Below are 16,539 nucleotides of genomic sequence, written 5' to 3'. Positions count from 1 at the left end.
GAAACTTTAAACAGGTTTAAATCTCTTCCGGATGTGCTATCCTTCCTTTTATTGCGCTTGCCGCTGCTACTGCCGGCCCTGCAAGGTAGACCTCGCTTTGCGGATGGCCCATCCTGCCGATAAAATTCCTGTTTGTCGTCGCTACTGCCCTTTCTCCTTTTGCCAGGATGCCCATGTGTCCTCCAAGGCAGGGACCGCATGTCGGCGGTGATATGATGCACCCCGCATCGAGGAAGATATCGAAGTAGCCCTCTCCCATGGCCTGACGGTAGATCTTTGGCGTGGCGGGGATGATGATGCAGCGCGTATGCCCGGAGACTTTGTTGCCTTCAAATACCTGTGCGGCCGCTTCCAGGTCGGAGATCCTCCCGTTTGTACATGAGCCGATGATAACCTGGTCTATGTCGATATCTCCCAGCTCACGGGCGCTTTTCACGTTCGAAGGCAGTGACGGACACGCGACGTTAAGCTCGATCTTCGATGCGTCGATCTCAAAGACCTGCCGGTACTTCGCGTCGGGGTCGCTTTCGAAGATCCTGTATGGTTTTTTACTGTGGGCCTTCATGTAGTTAATGGTTTTATCATCGACCCTGAATACGCCGTTCTTACCGCCCGCCTCGATTGCCATGTTCGCGATGGTAAAGCGTGAATCCATGGAGAGGGCCGAGATGGCTTCTCCATCGAATTCCATGGCTGAATAGAGCGCCCCGTCCACACCTATCATACCGATGATGTGGAGTATAAGGTCTTTTCCTGTCACCCACTTTGACCATTTCCCGTAGCAATGGAACCTGATGCTTTCCGGTACCTTGAACCATATCCGGCCCTTTACCATGCCGTAGGTAAGGTCGGTGCTCCCCACGCCTGTCGCGAAGGCCCCCAGGGCGCCGTACGTGCAGGTGTGGCTGTCCGCCCCGATGACGAGGTCGCCGGCAACTACAAGACCCTGTTCAGGGAGGAGGGCGTGTTCGATGCCGCAGTTTCCCCCTTCATAGAAATGTGTGATCTTTTGTTCCATGGCGAATTCCCTGATCTTCTTGCAGTTCTCTGCTGACAGGATGTCCTTGTTGGGGGTGAAATGGTCCATGACCAGGACAACCTTTTCGGGATCAAAAACGCTTTTCGCGCCAACCTTTTCAAACTCCTCAAGTGACAGCGGAGCGGTAATGTCGTTGGCAAGGGCAAGGTCGATCTGCGCGTCGATGATCTCGCCCGGCTCCACGAAATCCTTCCCGGCGTGTGATGCGAGTATCTTTTCCGTTATTGTCATGCCCATTATTTCACCTCAACCATTTTAGTTTTCATATATTCAAGTCTGTTGAGGGCATTGATGTATGCCCTGGCGCTTGCCACAATAATATCCGTGTCAGCGCCCTTTCCGATGGCCGTGAGCCCTTTTTCTTCGACCTTGACAAAGACCTCTCCCTGGGCGTCCATATCCCTGGTAATGGAATTCACGGAGAACTTGACAAGCCTGCTGGTCGTCTTGACGAGCCTCTTGATGATCTTGTAGGCGGCATCGACAGGCCCGTCGCCGACCCCGACATCCTGCAATACGTTTTCATCCACTTCCAGTTTGACGGTAGCAGTGGGGATAGTAACATTCCCGCAGCTCACATTGAGATAAACGAGTTTGTATCTTTCCGGTATCTTATAGATTTCGTCCATGATAATCATCTCAATGTCTTCGTCGTAGACGTTCTTTTTCATATCGGAAAGCGTTTTGAACCTCTTAAAGGCGAGGTTCAGTTCGTTGTCGCTCAAGTCGTAACCGAGCGCCTCGATCCTCTCCCGGAATGCGTGTCTGCCGGAGTGTTTGCCAAGGATAAGGGAACTTTTCGCGATCCCGACAGACTCCGGCGTCATGATCTCGTAGGTAAGCTTTGCTTTCAAAAGGCCGTCCTGGTGGATCCCTGATTCGTGGGCAAAGGCATTGGCGCCGACGATTGCCTTGTTGGGCTGCACAGGCACACCCGTGATGGAGGTTATAAGCCTGCTTGAGGGATAGATCTTTTCGGTGTTGATCCGCGTATCGGCAGGAAAGATGTCTTTTCTCGTACGAAGCGTCATGGCGATCTCTTCCAGCGACGCGTTGCCCGCCCGCTCGCCGATGCCGTTGACCGTGCATTCTACCTGCCGGGCGCCGTTCATGATCGCCGCGAGTGAGTTTGCTACCGCGAGTCCAAGGTCGTTGTGACAGTGTACGCTGATCCTCGCCTGAGAGATGTTGGGGACATTTTCCACGATATACCGGATCAATGCGCCAAACTCTTCCGGCACCGCGTACCCGACCGTGTCAGGGACATTGATCGTGACGGCCCCCGCATTGATAACCTCGGCGAACATGCGGCAGAGATAATCCCTGTCGCTCCGTGTCGCGTCCATCGCCGAGAACTCGACGTTAGGAGTATACTTTTTCGCCCTCTTGACAGAGTTGACAGCGATCTTCAAGACCTCGTCCCTGTTTTTCTTTAACTGGTATTTAAGATGGATGTCAGAGGTTGAGATGAACGTATGGATGCGGGGTTTCGCGGCGTCTTTTATGGCGCCCCACGCCCGGTCGATGTCTTCGTTATTCGCCCTGGCAAGGCCGGCAACCTCGCTGTTCTTTATGGAGCCCGCGATCTGCCGTACGGCGTCGAAATCGCCTTCAGAGGCTATGGGAAACCCCGCCTCTATGATATCAACCCCGAGGATCTCGAGCTGTTTGGCCACCCTGAGCTTCTCCTGGGTGTTCATTGTATTTCCCGGCGACTGCTCCCCATCCCTTAATGTCGTGTCAAAGATATAGACCCTGTCTGACATATGCACCTCTTTTTTAGTTGCCAAGCTGTCGTGAATGTATCCTGTCCGTAATCAACTCCAGCAGTACCTCTTCGCCTTCAATGACCGCGTCTATGGAGAGGTAGAAAAGATTCTCCGGAATTTTCATAGGGACTATCTTCACCGCATCCTTTTCAGTTGTTACTATATGCTGGACATCCTGAAAGGATGCGCATTTTTCTATATCCTTTTCCGTGTAAACATGGTGATCAGGGTAGGATATTGTATGAACGACCTCTGCGCCCAGATCATTGAGGAGATTGAAGAAGGACCGGTTATCGCCGAGCCCGGAAAAGGCGAGAATACGCTTTCCCATCAGAAAATTATAATGGGTCATGAGATTGTCTTTCATATTTAAGAGATAAACAGGTTTATATGTTACATGAAAGGCAGGTATGCGGCCGGCGTAATGCCTTGTGTCATCGTCGAGCTCGCCTTTATTTACAAGGATAATATCGGCTTCGCTGATGCGCCCTGTTGATTCACGATAAGGTCCCAGCGGAAAGAGCTCGTGGTTGGTTAATCCCTTTTTCCCGTTCAGGACAAGTATGTCCATGTCCTTCCTGATATTTTTCAACTGAAAGCCGTCGTCGAGTATTGCCGTATCGATATTAAACATTTCTATCCCTTTATCGATAGCCTGAATCCTGTTTGCTCCAACCATGACCGGGATCTGTGATCTTTTCGCAAGCATCATCGCTTCGTCTCCAACGTCTCCCGCCGTGTCGCTTTGGACATCAACATGAAAGATGCCCTGCCTCTTCCTCATGTAGCCCCTTGTTATAATCCCGGGGTTAAAACCCTTTTCTTTCAGCCTCCGCGCAATACTGTCCACGACAGGTGTTTTTCCTGTCCCGCCGAGCGTTATGTTCCCGACACTGATGACGGGTATTCCGGCCTTTTCAGTTTTCAGGATACCCTTTCTGTACGCGTATTCTCTGAGAACAAGACAGAGCCGGTAAAGGGCAGACAAAAGAAGAAGCGGGATATAGAAAACAAACCGCAGGGTTTGAGCCTCTCCACGCCACACCCTTACCATGGTATCCCTCATATTTAACCGAAAAATATAGCAGAAACAGTACGAAAAATCAATGCATTACGTGGAAACTTAGCTGAGAGCTGAGAGCTAAGAGCAGAGAGTTAAGAGCGGGGAGCTGAGAGCAAAGAGCAAAGAGCTGAGAGCAAAGAGCTGAGAGCTGAGAGCAAAGAGCTGAGAGTAAGAGCAAAAAAATCAGGATAGGTAGAAGTGCGGTAATTGTGTGGTTTGCTATCAGTCTGAAGCCTTTTTGTTTAGCTGATGGCTGTGTGCTAAGGGCTGTTTTCAACTCTCAGCTCTTCGCTCTCAGCTCTCCGCTCTCTATGTGGAACATCGGCGCCCGGATGAGGGTGCTGTGACAGGATGGGCATTTACCGGGTTTTGTAAGCCGTTCCCTCTTTTTGAATACAAAATTGCAATGTCCGCAGCGGGCAGGCTCAACAATGAACCGCCGGTTGTTCTTCTGAATAGTCTTCCTGATATGTTCCAGGTGGTTATTGACATCTTTCTCGGCGATCCTCGCATAGACCGATATCTCACGCGCCGTGAGGGTCTGTTCCTCGAGGAGGGCTGCAATAAAATGACGGATCGTCTCATACCGTTCAACAGGCGCCTCGGGTTCTCCCAATCCTTTTTTCATGTTTTTTCAGCTATGAGCTATCTCAATCTCAACGTTACCTTCGTTATCCCGTCAGGCTGATATGACGGTGTGAATCCCAGTTTTTTTGCTGTACCCAGCATCTTTTCGTTTTCCGAAAGTACAATGCCGTAAATCTCTTCCAGCTCTTTATCCTGCGCTATCCCGATGATGACGTCAAGAAGCTTGTAGCCGAGCCCCTTTCCCTGATAATCGTCATGGACCAGTACCGCATATTCGGCGGTTTTCAGGTCGTTTTCGATTATGATCCTGCAGATCCCTATAATCTTCTTTTTATCGCCTTCCCTTATCTCCGCAACGATAGCCATTTCACGGTCGTAGTCTATGTTACAGAATCTGGTAAGCATCTCATGGGAAATATCTTTTATGATCGCAAAAAATCTTACTCTCAGCGTCTCCTCCGATAATGTTGAAAGGAGCTCGTGTTCAAGGGGCTCGTCCTCAGGTCGTATCGGACGCAGAGTGACTTCTGCCCCGCCCTTCATCCTCCAGGTTGTTACGTAACGCGTAGGGTAGGGTGTTATGACGAGGTGGGGATATTGCGCTGTGTGCTCAATGCAATCAGGATCCAGCACGATTCGCGCATCGAGGGCATAGGCTCTGCCGTTGGATATCGCAACGGGGTTTATGTCCATCTCTGCTATCTCGGGGAAATCGACAATGAGGTTTGAAAAGTTCACCATGATCTGTTCGAGTTCTTTAAAATCTGCCGGTGGCTTTCCCCGGTAGCCATGCAGCATTTTATAGACCTCCGTTTCTTCCATGAGGCGCCGCGCAAGTGTCTGGTTAAGGGGCGGCAGGCCGACAGAGATGTCTTTGAATATTTCGGTTCCGATCCCCCCCATCCCGAAGAGGATAACAGAACCGAAATCTTTATCCTTTTTCTCCCCAAGGATGATCTCATAGTCGATATTTTCTATCATATTCTGGACGGTGACACCGGTGATAGAGGCCTGCGGGGCCTTTTCTTCCACGGTCCGTATGAGCCCGGCATATTCCTCTCTGAGCCGGGCATCCGAATATATTCCGACCCTGATGCCGCCCACATCGCTTTTATGTGTTATCTCAGGGGACACGATCTTGAGGACAACAGGATATTGAATTTTATTGGCCAGGCTTATGGCGTCGCCCGCATCGTGTGCCATGAAAGGCATAGTGACTGGAATACCGTAGTTGATCAGGAAATCTTTCGATTCTTCTTCGGTCAGTAAGGTCCTCCCTTCCCTGACGACCCTCCGTATGAAGGCCTTCAGATGGTTTTTCGGGGGCGCATCCTGCAAAGGAAGCTCAGAAGGTGTTTCGTAGAGAAGGGCGAGATTCCTGCTGTATTTATACATATAGAGGTATGTTTTTACGGCGTCTTCCGGATTATCATAGGTGGGGATATTGCTTCTGAGAAAGATGTGCCTGCCTTTTTGTGCGGATTCCCCGCCGATCCATGCCGTTATAATCGGTTTTGAAGTTTGTTTTGAGGCCTCGACGATCGCCTCTGCAAGAATATCGGGTCTGAGTATTGCCTGGGGGGCGTAGATGGCAAGCAGACCGTCTATGTTTGTGTCGCTCAGGCATACCCGGACCGCCTTTACGTATCTATCCCTATCGGCATCTCCCAGCACATCCACCGGATTGCCCTTGCTCCAGAAGGGCGGCAGAAAGGAATCAAGCTCGCTGATGCTTTTTTCAGAGAGAACAGCAAGCTGACCGCCCAGATCCATGAGGGCATCGGTTGCCAGAACGCCGAAACCGCCGGCATTCGTAACGATTGCAAGCCTCTGCCCTTTCGGAAGATATTGCGAATCGAGCACCTCTGCTGCATGAAAAAGATCGGCGAATTCTTTCACCCTGATGACGCCTGACCGTTTGAATGCGGCATTATAGACCTGGTCATCACCTGCCATGACGCCTGTATGTGAGTGTGCTGCACGGGCGCTTTCCGTGAACCTTCCGGGTTTCACAATAACGATGGGTTTGTTCCTGGCAAACCCCCTCGCTGCGCTCATGAATTTTTTTGCATTGCCCACACCTTCCATATAGAGCATGATGCTCCTTGTCTGGTAATCCTCACCGAGGAAGTCGATGAGGTCGCCGAAGTCCACATCGATCATCGAGCCGAGCGACGCAAACATACTGAAACCTATGTGGGAATTTACCGCCCAGTCCAGGATGGCGCCGCCAAGGGCCCCGCTATGGGAGATAAATGCTATATTGCCTTTCCCCGGGTTGGTTTCCAGGAATGATGCATTGAGACCTATATTGGGTCGTATGATCCCGATGCAGTTGGGCCCGATAATCCTCATGCCATAGCGTTTCCGTATCTCTATGATCTCTTGCTCCAGTTTTTTCCCTTCTTCACCTATCTCCTTAAAGCCTGCGGAGATGATCGTAACCCCTTCCACCTCTGCTTTGCCGCATTCCTCAACGATACCCGGTACTGTTGCGGCAGGGGTTGATATGATTGCGAGGTCGATATGTTCCGGAATATCCGCAATATAGTGGTACGTCTCGAGCCCCAGTATGACTTCCTTCTTTGGATGGACGGGAAAGATCTTTCTTTTATCGGAGAGAAGAAGGTTCTCCATCAATGCCCTTCCGACAGAGCCTTCTTCATCGCTTGCCCCTATGACCGCTACGGTCTTAGGGTTGAACATGGCTTTGATATCACCGATCTTCATAACCAACCCCCGCTATGGTTATTTTATAAAATTCTATCAGAAGACTGGAAAAAGTACAAGAAAGGCAATGAAAGGCAAAAGGTGAAAAGAATCTCGTCAGCCGTAAGGCGTTAGGCGTAAGGGGGAACTGCAGCAGAGAGCCGAGAGCAAAGAGCCAAGGGTTTTTATTATATTGTCATTGCGAGCCCGCAGGGCGTGGCAATCTCACGAATAGGATCGCCACGTCGCTTTGCTCCTCGCGATGACTCACAGGTGTCACGCTTTGCTCCATGCACTTTGCATTATGCTTTAATCCCTTCACGCCTTACGCGACTTAAGGGTTTTTTTACTATCTACTATTCACTATCTACTATTCACTGCCTTAAGCAATACCAGTGTTTCCAGGTGGGCGGTGTGGGGGAAGAAGTCGAAGGGCACTATGGCAGCAATGCCAAAGCCGTGGCCGAGAAGGTTCTTCAGATCGCGGGCCAGCGTTGCGGGGTTGCAGGAGACATAGGCTGCGCGAGGAGGGTTGAGATCGGTAATAAGTTTCATCCCTTCCTTGCTGATGCCGCTTCGAGGCGGGTCGATAATGAGGAGGTCTGTTTTTGACGGCGGGATCTCCCTGAGGACCTTTTCGATTGTTCCGGCATAGAAAACACAATTTCTTATATTATTGATCTGACAGTTCTCCCTGGCATTGATGATATTGTCTGATAACGAATCGATACCGGTAACCGTTTGCGCGTAGCGGGAAAGGTAAAGTTCGATGGGGCCCATGCCACAGTAAAGCCCCAGAACGTGCTCTTCGCCTGCCGGATATGCGACTTCAGCTATTTTTTTGTAGAGTATCTCTGCTGCCTTTGTATTCGGCTGGAAGAAGGATTGGGGATAGACCCTGAACGTCATCCCGGCGATATCCTCTGTGATGTAAGATTTCCCGGCAATGCGCTGCAGTTGGTTATAATATATCGTATCCCCGTGTTTGTTGTTGATCGCCAGGTACAGGCTTGTTATCTGAGGAATGTGTTTCTTTAATATCTCGAAAAGTCCACTGAGATTCCTGACTGCCTTCTGTGTTGTTTCCAGCGTGACCATCATTTCACCGGTAGTTTTTGATTCCCTCACGATGAGGTGCCGCAGAACCCCTTTACCCGTGAGGGTATTGTATGACGTGAGCCCCTCTCTACCGGCGAATTCCCTGACAACGGGCATGATTTCTTCAATGACGGAACTGAAGATAGGGCATGTTGTGATGGGGACAACGGCGGCATCATATTCCCGGAAAGGAGAAACCCTTTCCCGCATTCCGGGAACGATTTCACCGTCCTTTTCACCGAAGGCAAGCTCAACCTTGTTCCTGTAAAGATACTGATCCGGCGAGGGCATAATCGGCAGCACCTCGATGCGATCGATATCGATGCCGCCTATCCTCTTCAGTGCCTGCCGGAGATAGTTCTCCTTCAGCTCAAGCTGTTTTCCGTAAGCGAGATCCTGTAATGTGCAGCCGCCGCAGACACCAAAGTGCCGGCATACCGGATCTGTCCTGAAGGGCGACGGCCCTTCAACGGCCTCTATCGCGCCGTAGGCAAAACCTTTGCTTTCCTTCGCTATTCTTATACGGACGATGTCGCCGAAGACGCCGCCGGGCACGAAGATGACCCTGCCGTCCTTTTTCGCAACGCCGTAGTTGTTAGGGAAAGCAATATCGATGATTTCGACTGATAGTTGAGTCATGATAAGTCACCAGCCATGAGCAATACATCCGTAAGGCGTAAGGGGAAACTGCAGCAGAGAGCCGAGAGCAAAGAGCGAAGGGTTTTTATTATATCGTCATTGCGAGCGTAGCGCGGCAATCTCATACAATAGATTACCATAGATCGCCACGTCGCTCCGCTCCTCGCGATGACAATAAAGAATGAAGCTCCTCGCGATGATGATAAAGAATGAATCTCCTCGCGAGGACTCACGGGTGTCCCGCTGCACTTCATGCCCTTTGCACTATGCTTTAATCCACTCACGATTTACGCCTTGTATGTTATATGTATGCTTCACTCCATCCCCCTGTATGAGTATACTGTATCCAGTATCGAGCGACCGGCATCCAGTATCAGATTTGCAGTTTACTATATACTATATACGATATACTATTCACCGCTCTTTTGCGATTCACGGGTTTTTTGTCCCACCGGGAATGATACCGTGAACGTTGTCCCTGATTGAAAACAGTCCTCATCGGTTGCACAGTGAGGACACCGGGATATGTCGCCGGGGCAGAGGTCCTGGTCAGTGGGGATGAACCTGCACCGTGTACTTGCGAGCGAGATATCGAAACCGAATCGTTTTGCGTAGAACTTCATCTGGAGAAGTTCAAGCCCCTTTCCGCCTGCGCCAAAATCATAGGGTCTTTTTGAAGAATACATCTCAGTGTCTTTTGTGTGGAAAAGCCCGTCAAAGAGATACTGCTGATTGTCGGCGGTTATTCCCACACCGGTATCGGTAACGCGCAGGAGCGCCCTGTCACCCTGTTGCTCTGCGGTGATCCTTATTTTCCCTCCGTCAGGGGTGTTTTCGATAGCGTTCTTGATGAGACCTTCCCCGATATCTTTTATGATGACAGGATCCATAAAGATGAAGAGGTCGTTTTGTCCCTCAACTTCAAAGTGTATGGCCCTGTGTGCTGCCGAATGTTTCGCCTTCTCAACGATGGAGAGGATGAATGAATAGAGGTCGATTAATTGGAAAGAGAAGGTGCTTCCGGCCGTGTACTGGTTCATCCATTCTTTAACAACGTTCCAGTGGGTGCGGATGTTCTGAGGGATGTCGGACAAACCTTCTATCCTTTGCCAGAGACGCTCCAACTCATCGAGGGTCGCCCCTGCCTCAAGTTCCTGAGAGACGATGAAGATCCTGTCCGTCTCTTCTGAAATATTGAAAAGCCGTTCCAGGTTCCTCTCGAGGGACTCCAGGAGACCTTTTATAACCGGGTACGATTGGGTATTGTCAAGTTTGCGTTTTAAAAGCCTTATGTTGCCCTGTATGACCGAAAGGGGGGTTTTTAGTTCATGTGAGATATGATCCACTGCCTTGGTCTTTGCCATGTTCAGTCTTTCAAGTTCATTGCGTGACCGGATCAGCGCCTCGTGCGCCTGGATCCGTTCGGTGATATCCTCGAAGGTCGTGATATGTTCACCGGTCGCAAGCTGTACGGGAATAAAATTGATGGTTTTCACTGTCCGATCTTTACAGGTCACATCAAAGGTCCTGGACACGGGTTTATGCCCGGACCCGGCATATTTAATGTCGTTGACCCAGGTTGCGACAACCTTCTTCCTGTAAACAGGATCAGGGAAGGCCCTTTTAAACCATTCCCTTCCGTTCGGCACATCATTGAGATCGTATCCGAAAAGCTCTTTGAATTTTGGATTTATGTAAGTGAAGACCCCCTGTGCATCGATCATCGTGATCCCGAAGGGAGCATTGTCAGACAGGGTCCGGAATCTGTTGCGTTCATTCCGCAAGGTTTCTTCAGCTTTTTTGCGCTCGGTAATGTCCCTGAGATAAACGAGATAAACGAATATGCCGCGGGAAGGAATACTGGCGGCTGACACCTCAACAAAGATGGACTTCCCGGTCTTTGTGATACCCTTGAACTCGTATCTTGACGGGACCGGTTCATTTTCATGCCGCCTGTTGTTAATACCGATAAGTTTTTCCTTGTCATCGGGATGGGCGACGAAGGTAACCGGTTTTCCGATGATATCATCAGGGGTATCGTATTCGAACATCTCAACGAATCGTCTGTTCACATACTTATGCTTGTTTTCATGGATGATGGCCACGCCGTCATTGGAGTGCTCTATGGCGGTCCTGTACCGCTCCTCGCTCTCGATGAGGGCTGCTTCGGTCTTTTTCCGCAGGGTAATATCCTGCATCGTCCCTTCATAGTAAAGAAGAGCCCCCCTGTCGTCGCGGACTTCCCGGACGTTTATCAGTATCCACTGGAGGTTTCTGTCCTTCCGGTACATCTGAACTTCATAGTTCTTTACCGCTCCATGCCTGCTGAGTTGACCTATCAGCTCGAAGCCGTCCGCGGGGTTCACATAAAGCTGCCGGGCGATATTCGATATGGACTCGATGAGTTCTTCAGGGGAGTCATATCCGTGGATGCGGGCAAGTGACGGATTGGCGCTGATAAACCTCCCGTCGACACTTGCCTGGAATATCCCCTCTGTTGCGTTCTCGTATATGTTACGGTATTTTTCCTCTGTCTGCCGTAAAACTGTTTCAACATTTTCCCTTTCTGAATCTGTCTTTTCGAGTTCCGTGATGCACTCACGGAGACCGGATATCTCCCGGAGCAGTTCTTCTTTTGTTTTGCCGGTTATTCCCATATAATATCCTTCAAAGAATCATTATAAAATATTTTTGGTATTTTTGAACGGTATAATTGTAAAATATCTCTACCGGATAACAGCAAGGATGTGTCCCTGAAAGGAGAGGATAGTATGAATGGCGCAGAGATACTTTTGAGAACAGCAGTAGAGGGCGGTGTCGGGATCTGTTTTGCCAATGCCGGGACCACTGAGCTGCCCATCGTTATTGCCCTTGATTCAATACCGGGCATCAAGGCGGTCCTTGGTGTCTTTGAGGGTGTCTGCACCGGTGCTGCTGACGGTTATGGGCGGATGACCGGGAAGCCGGCGATGACGCTGCTTCATCTGGGCCCTGGTTTCGCCAACGGTATCGCCAATCTCCATAATGCAAAACGGGCAGGCACGCCTTTACTGAACGTCATCGGCGAACACGCGACGTGGCACCGTGCCGCAGATCCGCCGTTGGCGATGGACATTGAGGCGCTCACCGGCGCCGTTTCAGGATGGCAGAGGACAAACGCGTCTGCCGGAGATATCTCAGGTGACACGGCAGATGCCATAGCCGCTGCTCTTGCGGGGCAGATATCGAGCCTGATCGTTCCCCATAATCATCAGTTGTCGGAATGTCCCGGAACAACGATTGTCAAAACTCAATTTTCCTTTGCCCCTGTCGATAGCCGTGAGATAGAAAGGGTGGAGCAGGTGTTGCGATCCGGCAAAAAGACCGCCATCATGCTCGGCAAAAGGGCACTGCGCAGAAGCGGGCTCCTGGCGGCAGCGAGGATCAAGGCTGCCACAGGCTGTGACCTTTTTACAGAGACCTTTCCGGGATATGTCGAGCGTGGGGCAGGGTTGCCCCGCGTCGCGCATCTTCCCTATTTCCCGGAAGAGGCAACCGCCATGCTTTCCGGATATCAGGCAGTGGTGCTCGCGGGAGCGCATGACCCGGTAACGTTTTTCGGTTACGAGGGCGTTGACAGTTTTATTATCTCCCGGGATCAGGAAAAGATCGAGATCGGTACGGGTGGTCAGGATATCATCGATGTGCTTGAATACCTTGCCGATTCTCCTGGCACATCAAAAAAGCTGACCACGAACGATGATATCTTTGTTCCATCGAAGCCTCCTGATATTCCTGCCGGAGAATTGACAGGTGAGAAGGTCAGCCTTGTGCTGGCGGCATTACAGCCGGAAGGCGCCATTATTGTAGATGAAGGGATCACCACATCATTCCCTTATTATAATCTGTCGGCATCTGCGGCTCCGCATACATTACTGACTATTACCGGCGGCTCCATAGGCTACGGCATGCCGTGCGCGATTGGCGCGGCCCTCGCCTGCCCCGACCGGCCTGTCATCAATTTCCAGGCAGACGGGAGCGCCCTCTATACCGTTCAATCGCTCTGGACGCAAGCGCGTGAAAGGCTCAACGTGAAGACCCTTCTCTGTTCGAACAGGAGCTACCACATCCTCGAGATGGAGCTTGCCCGCGGGGGCATTAGCTCTCCGGGACCCAATATCAGGTCCCTGGTTGGACTCGACGGTCCCGTCATCGACTGGGTCAAGCTCGCGGCCGGTTTCGGCGTTCCCGCCGCATCGGTAAGAACCGCTGAAGACCTTGCCCGGAAACTCGCCGCTGCCCTTGCAGAACCCGGCCCGTTCCTGATAGAGATGATACTGTAGCGATATAGGGAATTGCATTGCCTCCGCTCAATATGTTGTTGCTTAAATATTGTGTTCGCCGGCAATGAACTTGACATCTATACAATATTGACGTACCATATATGGTACGATAAGGAGGTCGCCAGGAATGACAACGTTATCCGCGTCAGATGCAAGAAAACGTTTATATAATCTGGTGGATGAGGTAAAAGAAACCCACGTGCCGGTTCAGATTGTCGGTAAGAGAAATTCTGCCGTTCTTGTCTCCGAGGAAGACTGGAAGGCCATAGAGGAGACTTTGTATCTGACCTCCATACCGGGCATGCGTGAGTCCATCAAGAAAGGTATGAAGACCCCTGTCGGGAAGTGCTCCGGGGAACCGGGCTGGTGAGTTGGCGGCTGGTCTTTACCAGACAAGCCCAAAAAGACGCAAAGAAGATAGCACAGTCCGGTCTCAAGACCCAGGCATCCCGTCTGCTGGACATCCTTCGGGAAGACCCATATCAAAACCCGCCGCCATACGAGAAGCCTGTGGGAGATCTCTCCGGCTCCTGTTCCCGGAGAATCAACATCCAGCACCGTTTGATCTACCAGGTTCTTGACGACATCAAGACGATAAAGATTATCCGGATGTGGACGCATTATGAATAGATCGGCGAAGGCGAGCGAATGTAAGCCGCTGGAGCGTATGAGCGTGTTTGCGGGGAAACGTCCGACGCCGATGCTCATTCCTCCTTATTTGTTCCTTACTTCCCCTGTCTCTGCATCGACCCTTACGACCCAGGAATCTTTCGATGTGCATTGTTTTTCTCTGAGCCCGCGGTGATTGCATCCCTTTTTGATCACCCAGACCGGTTTGTCGGCAACGTGGCCGATGTGAAGATCGTAGGTATAATATTCGTATCCGACCGGCCTGAAACGTTTGTGGCTGTTCGCGATCTCCTCTGCATTGCGGGCGCCGAATCTTATCCTTTCCAGCAATATTGCCGCGCCTCTGAAATTCTGCTCCCTGCCTTTCTGGAAACCTGATTTCGCGCCGGTAATGCCTGCCTCTGCCATCCGGTACGTTATCGACTTACCGCTGCAGATTGTCTCGGTTTTCCTTGAGTCAGGATCTTTGTGCTCCTTCACTGAATTACAGAGCACTACCTGGGCCTCCCATATAGCCGACAGACCGTTGTGCCTGTCGAAGCCATCGACCAGAACGGCTGATATCCTTGACACGTAGGGTTTACCACCTGCCCATTGCCGTCCCTCATCTTTTATCCTGTTCCAGAAATCATCAAAGGCAATGCCTTTCAGGTCTTCTCCGCTTTTTAATGATGCCCTTTTTGCGTCGACACTGCAGACCATTATTGCCGCGATAATGACGATCACCGCAAACGATACAATAGACCACGACCTTTTGCCTGTAAGTAGCTTCATAATATTACCTCCCTGATTATTGTTCCTGTTGATAGCATCCCCATATCTATCCTACATCAAAACGGTAACGTCATGCAAAGGGAAATTATTCCTTTAAATTTAGCGTAATATCTCTTATGATAATAGGAGAAGAGACTGTATCGGAATCTTAATCACAGAGGTAAACAGATGGGTGGGAGAAAAAAGAAAGATGGGACTGTTAAGAAAGGCCCTGATCGCGTTAGTTCCAACATGCTCGAATCGCATAAGATGGCCATCGTGGGACAGCTTTTCCGCGGGATTGCCCACGATATGAAGAATCCTCTTTCGGTAATATTACAAGGCTCAGAGTTTCTGGGATGTTCCGAAACCCTCGATGATTCAGCGAAAAAGATCCTGGGGATGATAAAGAACGCGGCCTCCAAGATCGACGTCATGATAGAGAATATCCTGGGTTTTGCCAGACTTGCCGCGGGCCAGGCGCAGGTAACCGATATCAGAACACTTATCGATGAAAGCCTTGTCCTGCTGGGACCGCAACTGAATACCGGGTTTGTACAGGTAGCACGTGATTTTCCTCCATCTCTGCCGGGATGCAAGGTAAACAGGAGCGAAATCAGGCATGCCCTTGTAAGTATACTGATGAACGCGGCAGACGCGATCCCGGAGGACGGGATCGTATCGATAGAGGTGAGGCAGGTTCTCTACGAGTCGGGAAAGGACAGCGTGGCCATCATGGTTACTGATAACGGGTGCGGCATTCCGGAGGATAACCTGGGCCGGATCTTTGAGGTTTTTTTTACAACAAAGAAAGACCAGGGAAGAATTGGGCTGGGTCTTGCTGTCGCCCGTGATATTATCGAAAGGCATAATGGGCGCCTCAGCATTGAGAGCAAGGAGGGGAAGGGCACAAACGTGTTGATCGTGTTGCCGACAGAGTGAGGGCGAACAGTGATGGCAACGTGATGAGAAGGAAGACCCCGACAGCATTGTCTGCCTGACAAGGGGAAGGGGGGCATGAATGATGAAAAAGAGGATCCTTATTATCGACGACGAGAAGGATTTCTGCAGGGTCGTGAAGCTCAACCTCGAACGGACAAAACACTACGAAGTGCTCTTCGCTACCGACGGCAGGTCCGGCATGGAGATTGCCAGGAAACAAAGTCCGGACCTTATTCTCCTTGATATCAGGATGCCCGGGATGAGTGGCGGAGAGATCGCCGAAGAATTGCTTGATGATCCGTCGACAGGCAATATACCGATCATTTTTCTCACAGCCCTTGTGAAAAAGGATGAGGTTGCAAGGCAGAGCGGTTACATCTCGGGGCACCCGTTTATTGCCAAGCCTGTTACCGCGCAGGACCTCATCAAACGGATCGAGGAAGAAATGAACGTGATAGGTGAGAAAACCCGTGATTCGTAATTAGATGAAACCGGTTTGTTCTGCTTTTCATTTCACGTTTCACTTTTCACATTTCACGATGTTTTATTTTTATCGATGTTCCTGTTTCAGAAGCCCCAGCGCCTCCCTGATAAGCTGCCTGTTTTTCGGATTGTTGTATTGGATGAGTGCGCGGTGCATCTTTCTTTCGCGGAATGTCTTTGCCGTATAGACCCGCTCACCGGTATAAGGATCTTTTTCAGTATAGTAGATTGCCCCGGACAGGGTGAGGGGCAGGGGCATAAAATCCTGGATCTGCTCCGGATGGATATTCCGCTTTTTAAGATAGGTGGCGAGTTTCAGGGCGTCTGACAGAGTGGCGCCAGGATGAGCGCTGATAAAGTAATTGACAAGATAGAGATTTTTTCCGGTCTTTCTTTTTGTTTCTTCAAATCTCTTTACGAATTGTTCATAGATATCGAAGGACGGTTTGTTCATGATCTTCAGAACATGCTCGACACAATGTTCAGGGGCCACCTTCATCTGGC

General features: G+C 50.5%; 14 protein-coding genes. 5 read left to right on the top strand and 9 right to left on the bottom strand.

Features of this window, described 5'->3' with window-relative positions; genetic code table 11:
* Positions 1–16: 16 nt before the first annotated feature.
* The 7 genes from leuC to PHU49_06300 all read right to left on the bottom strand — a co-directional run bounded on the left by leuC (position 17) and on the right by PHU49_06300 (position 11,562).
* A complete protein-coding gene (gene leuC / locus PHU49_06330; GenBank protein ID MDD5243618.1) occupies positions 17–1,276 on the bottom strand; it encodes a 3-isopropylmalate dehydratase large subunit in 1,260 nt (419 codons plus the stop codon).
* Positions 1,276–2,805 (bottom strand): 2-isopropylmalate synthase, encoded by a 1,530-nt coding sequence (locus PHU49_06325; protein ID MDD5243617.1) that lies wholly within the window; start codon positions 2,803–2,805, stop codon positions 1,276–1,278. The genes leuC and PHU49_06325 overlap by 1 nt, the downstream gene beginning before the upstream one ends.
* A gap of 13 nt (positions 2,806–2,818) precedes the next feature.
* Positions 2,819–3,862, bottom strand: coding sequence for a tetraacyldisaccharide 4'-kinase (gene lpxK / locus PHU49_06320; protein MDD5243616.1), 1,044 nt, complete (start codon positions 3,860–3,862; stop codon positions 2,819–2,821).
* A 289-nt stretch (positions 3,863–4,151) separates the two neighbouring features.
* The gene (locus tag PHU49_06315; protein ID MDD5243615.1) at positions 4,152–4,499 is read right to left on the bottom strand and encodes a hypothetical protein; all 348 of its coding nucleotides are present in this window, start codon (positions 4,497–4,499) and stop codon (positions 4,152–4,154) included.
* 17 nt (positions 4,500–4,516) lie between these two features.
* The gene (locus PHU49_06310) at positions 4,517–7,189 is read right to left on the bottom strand and encodes a GNAT family N-acetyltransferase (GenBank protein MDD5243614.1); all 2,673 of its coding nucleotides are present in this window, start codon (positions 7,187–7,189) and stop codon (positions 4,517–4,519) included.
* A 342-nt stretch (positions 7,190–7,531) separates the two neighbouring features.
* The gene (rlmD, locus tag PHU49_06305; protein ID MDD5243613.1) at positions 7,532–8,905 is read right to left on the bottom strand and encodes a 23S rRNA (uracil(1939)-C(5))-methyltransferase RlmD; all 1,374 of its coding nucleotides are present in this window, start codon (positions 8,903–8,905) and stop codon (positions 7,532–7,534) included.
* Positions 8,906–9,315: 410 nt separating this feature from the next.
* On the bottom strand, positions 9,316–11,562 hold the full coding sequence (locus PHU49_06300) for a PAS domain S-box protein (GenBank protein MDD5243612.1): 2,247 nt from the start codon (positions 11,560–11,562) through the stop codon (positions 9,316–9,318).
* Between the two features lie 114 nt (positions 11,563–11,676).
* Here PHU49_06300 and PHU49_06295 point away from each other — a divergent pair, with 114 nt between their 5' ends.
* From PHU49_06295 to PHU49_06285, 3 genes are all read left to right on the top strand, one after another.
* A complete protein-coding gene (locus PHU49_06295) occupies positions 11,677–13,227 on the top strand; it encodes an acetolactate synthase large subunit (GenBank protein MDD5243611.1) in 1,551 nt (516 codons plus the stop codon).
* A gap of 127 nt (positions 13,228–13,354) precedes the next feature.
* Positions 13,355–13,597: a type II toxin-antitoxin system Phd/YefM family antitoxin gene (locus tag PHU49_06290; protein MDD5243610.1), complete on the top strand. Its 243-nt coding sequence runs from the start codon at positions 13,355–13,357 to the stop codon at positions 13,595–13,597.
* A complete protein-coding gene (locus tag PHU49_06285; GenBank protein ID MDD5243609.1) occupies positions 13,594–13,857 on the top strand; it encodes a Txe/YoeB family addiction module toxin in 264 nt (87 codons plus the stop codon). Before PHU49_06290 ends, PHU49_06285 begins: the two co-directional genes overlap by 4 nt.
* Before the next feature lie 84 nt (positions 13,858–13,941).
* Here the strand turns inward: PHU49_06285 and PHU49_06280 are convergent, their stop codons facing one another.
* A complete protein-coding gene (locus PHU49_06280; GenBank protein ID MDD5243608.1) occupies positions 13,942–14,631 on the bottom strand; it encodes a hypothetical protein in 690 nt (229 codons plus the stop codon).
* A 168-nt stretch (positions 14,632–14,799) separates the two neighbouring features.
* Between PHU49_06280 and PHU49_06275 the strand changes: the two genes are divergently transcribed.
* Positions 14,800–15,552 (top strand): ATP-binding protein, encoded by a 753-nt coding sequence (locus tag PHU49_06275; GenBank protein ID MDD5243607.1) that lies wholly within the window; start codon positions 14,800–14,802, stop codon positions 15,550–15,552.
* Positions 15,553–15,631: 79 nt separating this feature from the next.
* On the top strand, positions 15,632–16,033 hold the full coding sequence (locus PHU49_06270) for a response regulator (GenBank protein MDD5243606.1): 402 nt from the start codon (positions 15,632–15,634) through the stop codon (positions 16,031–16,033).
* A 69-nt stretch (positions 16,034–16,102) separates the two neighbouring features.
* Here PHU49_06270 and PHU49_06265 read toward each other — a convergent pair.
* The coding region (locus PHU49_06265) for a DUF3362 domain-containing protein (protein ID MDD5243605.1) at positions 16,103–16,539 on the bottom strand (437 nt) is incomplete at its 5' end.

This window comes from Syntrophorhabdaceae bacterium (assembly GCA_028713955.1).
Classification (GTDB): domain Bacteria; phylum Desulfobacterota; class Syntrophorhabdia; order Syntrophorhabdales; family Syntrophorhabdaceae; genus UBA5609.
This window is presented reverse-complemented; position numbering and strand designations above follow the sequence as displayed.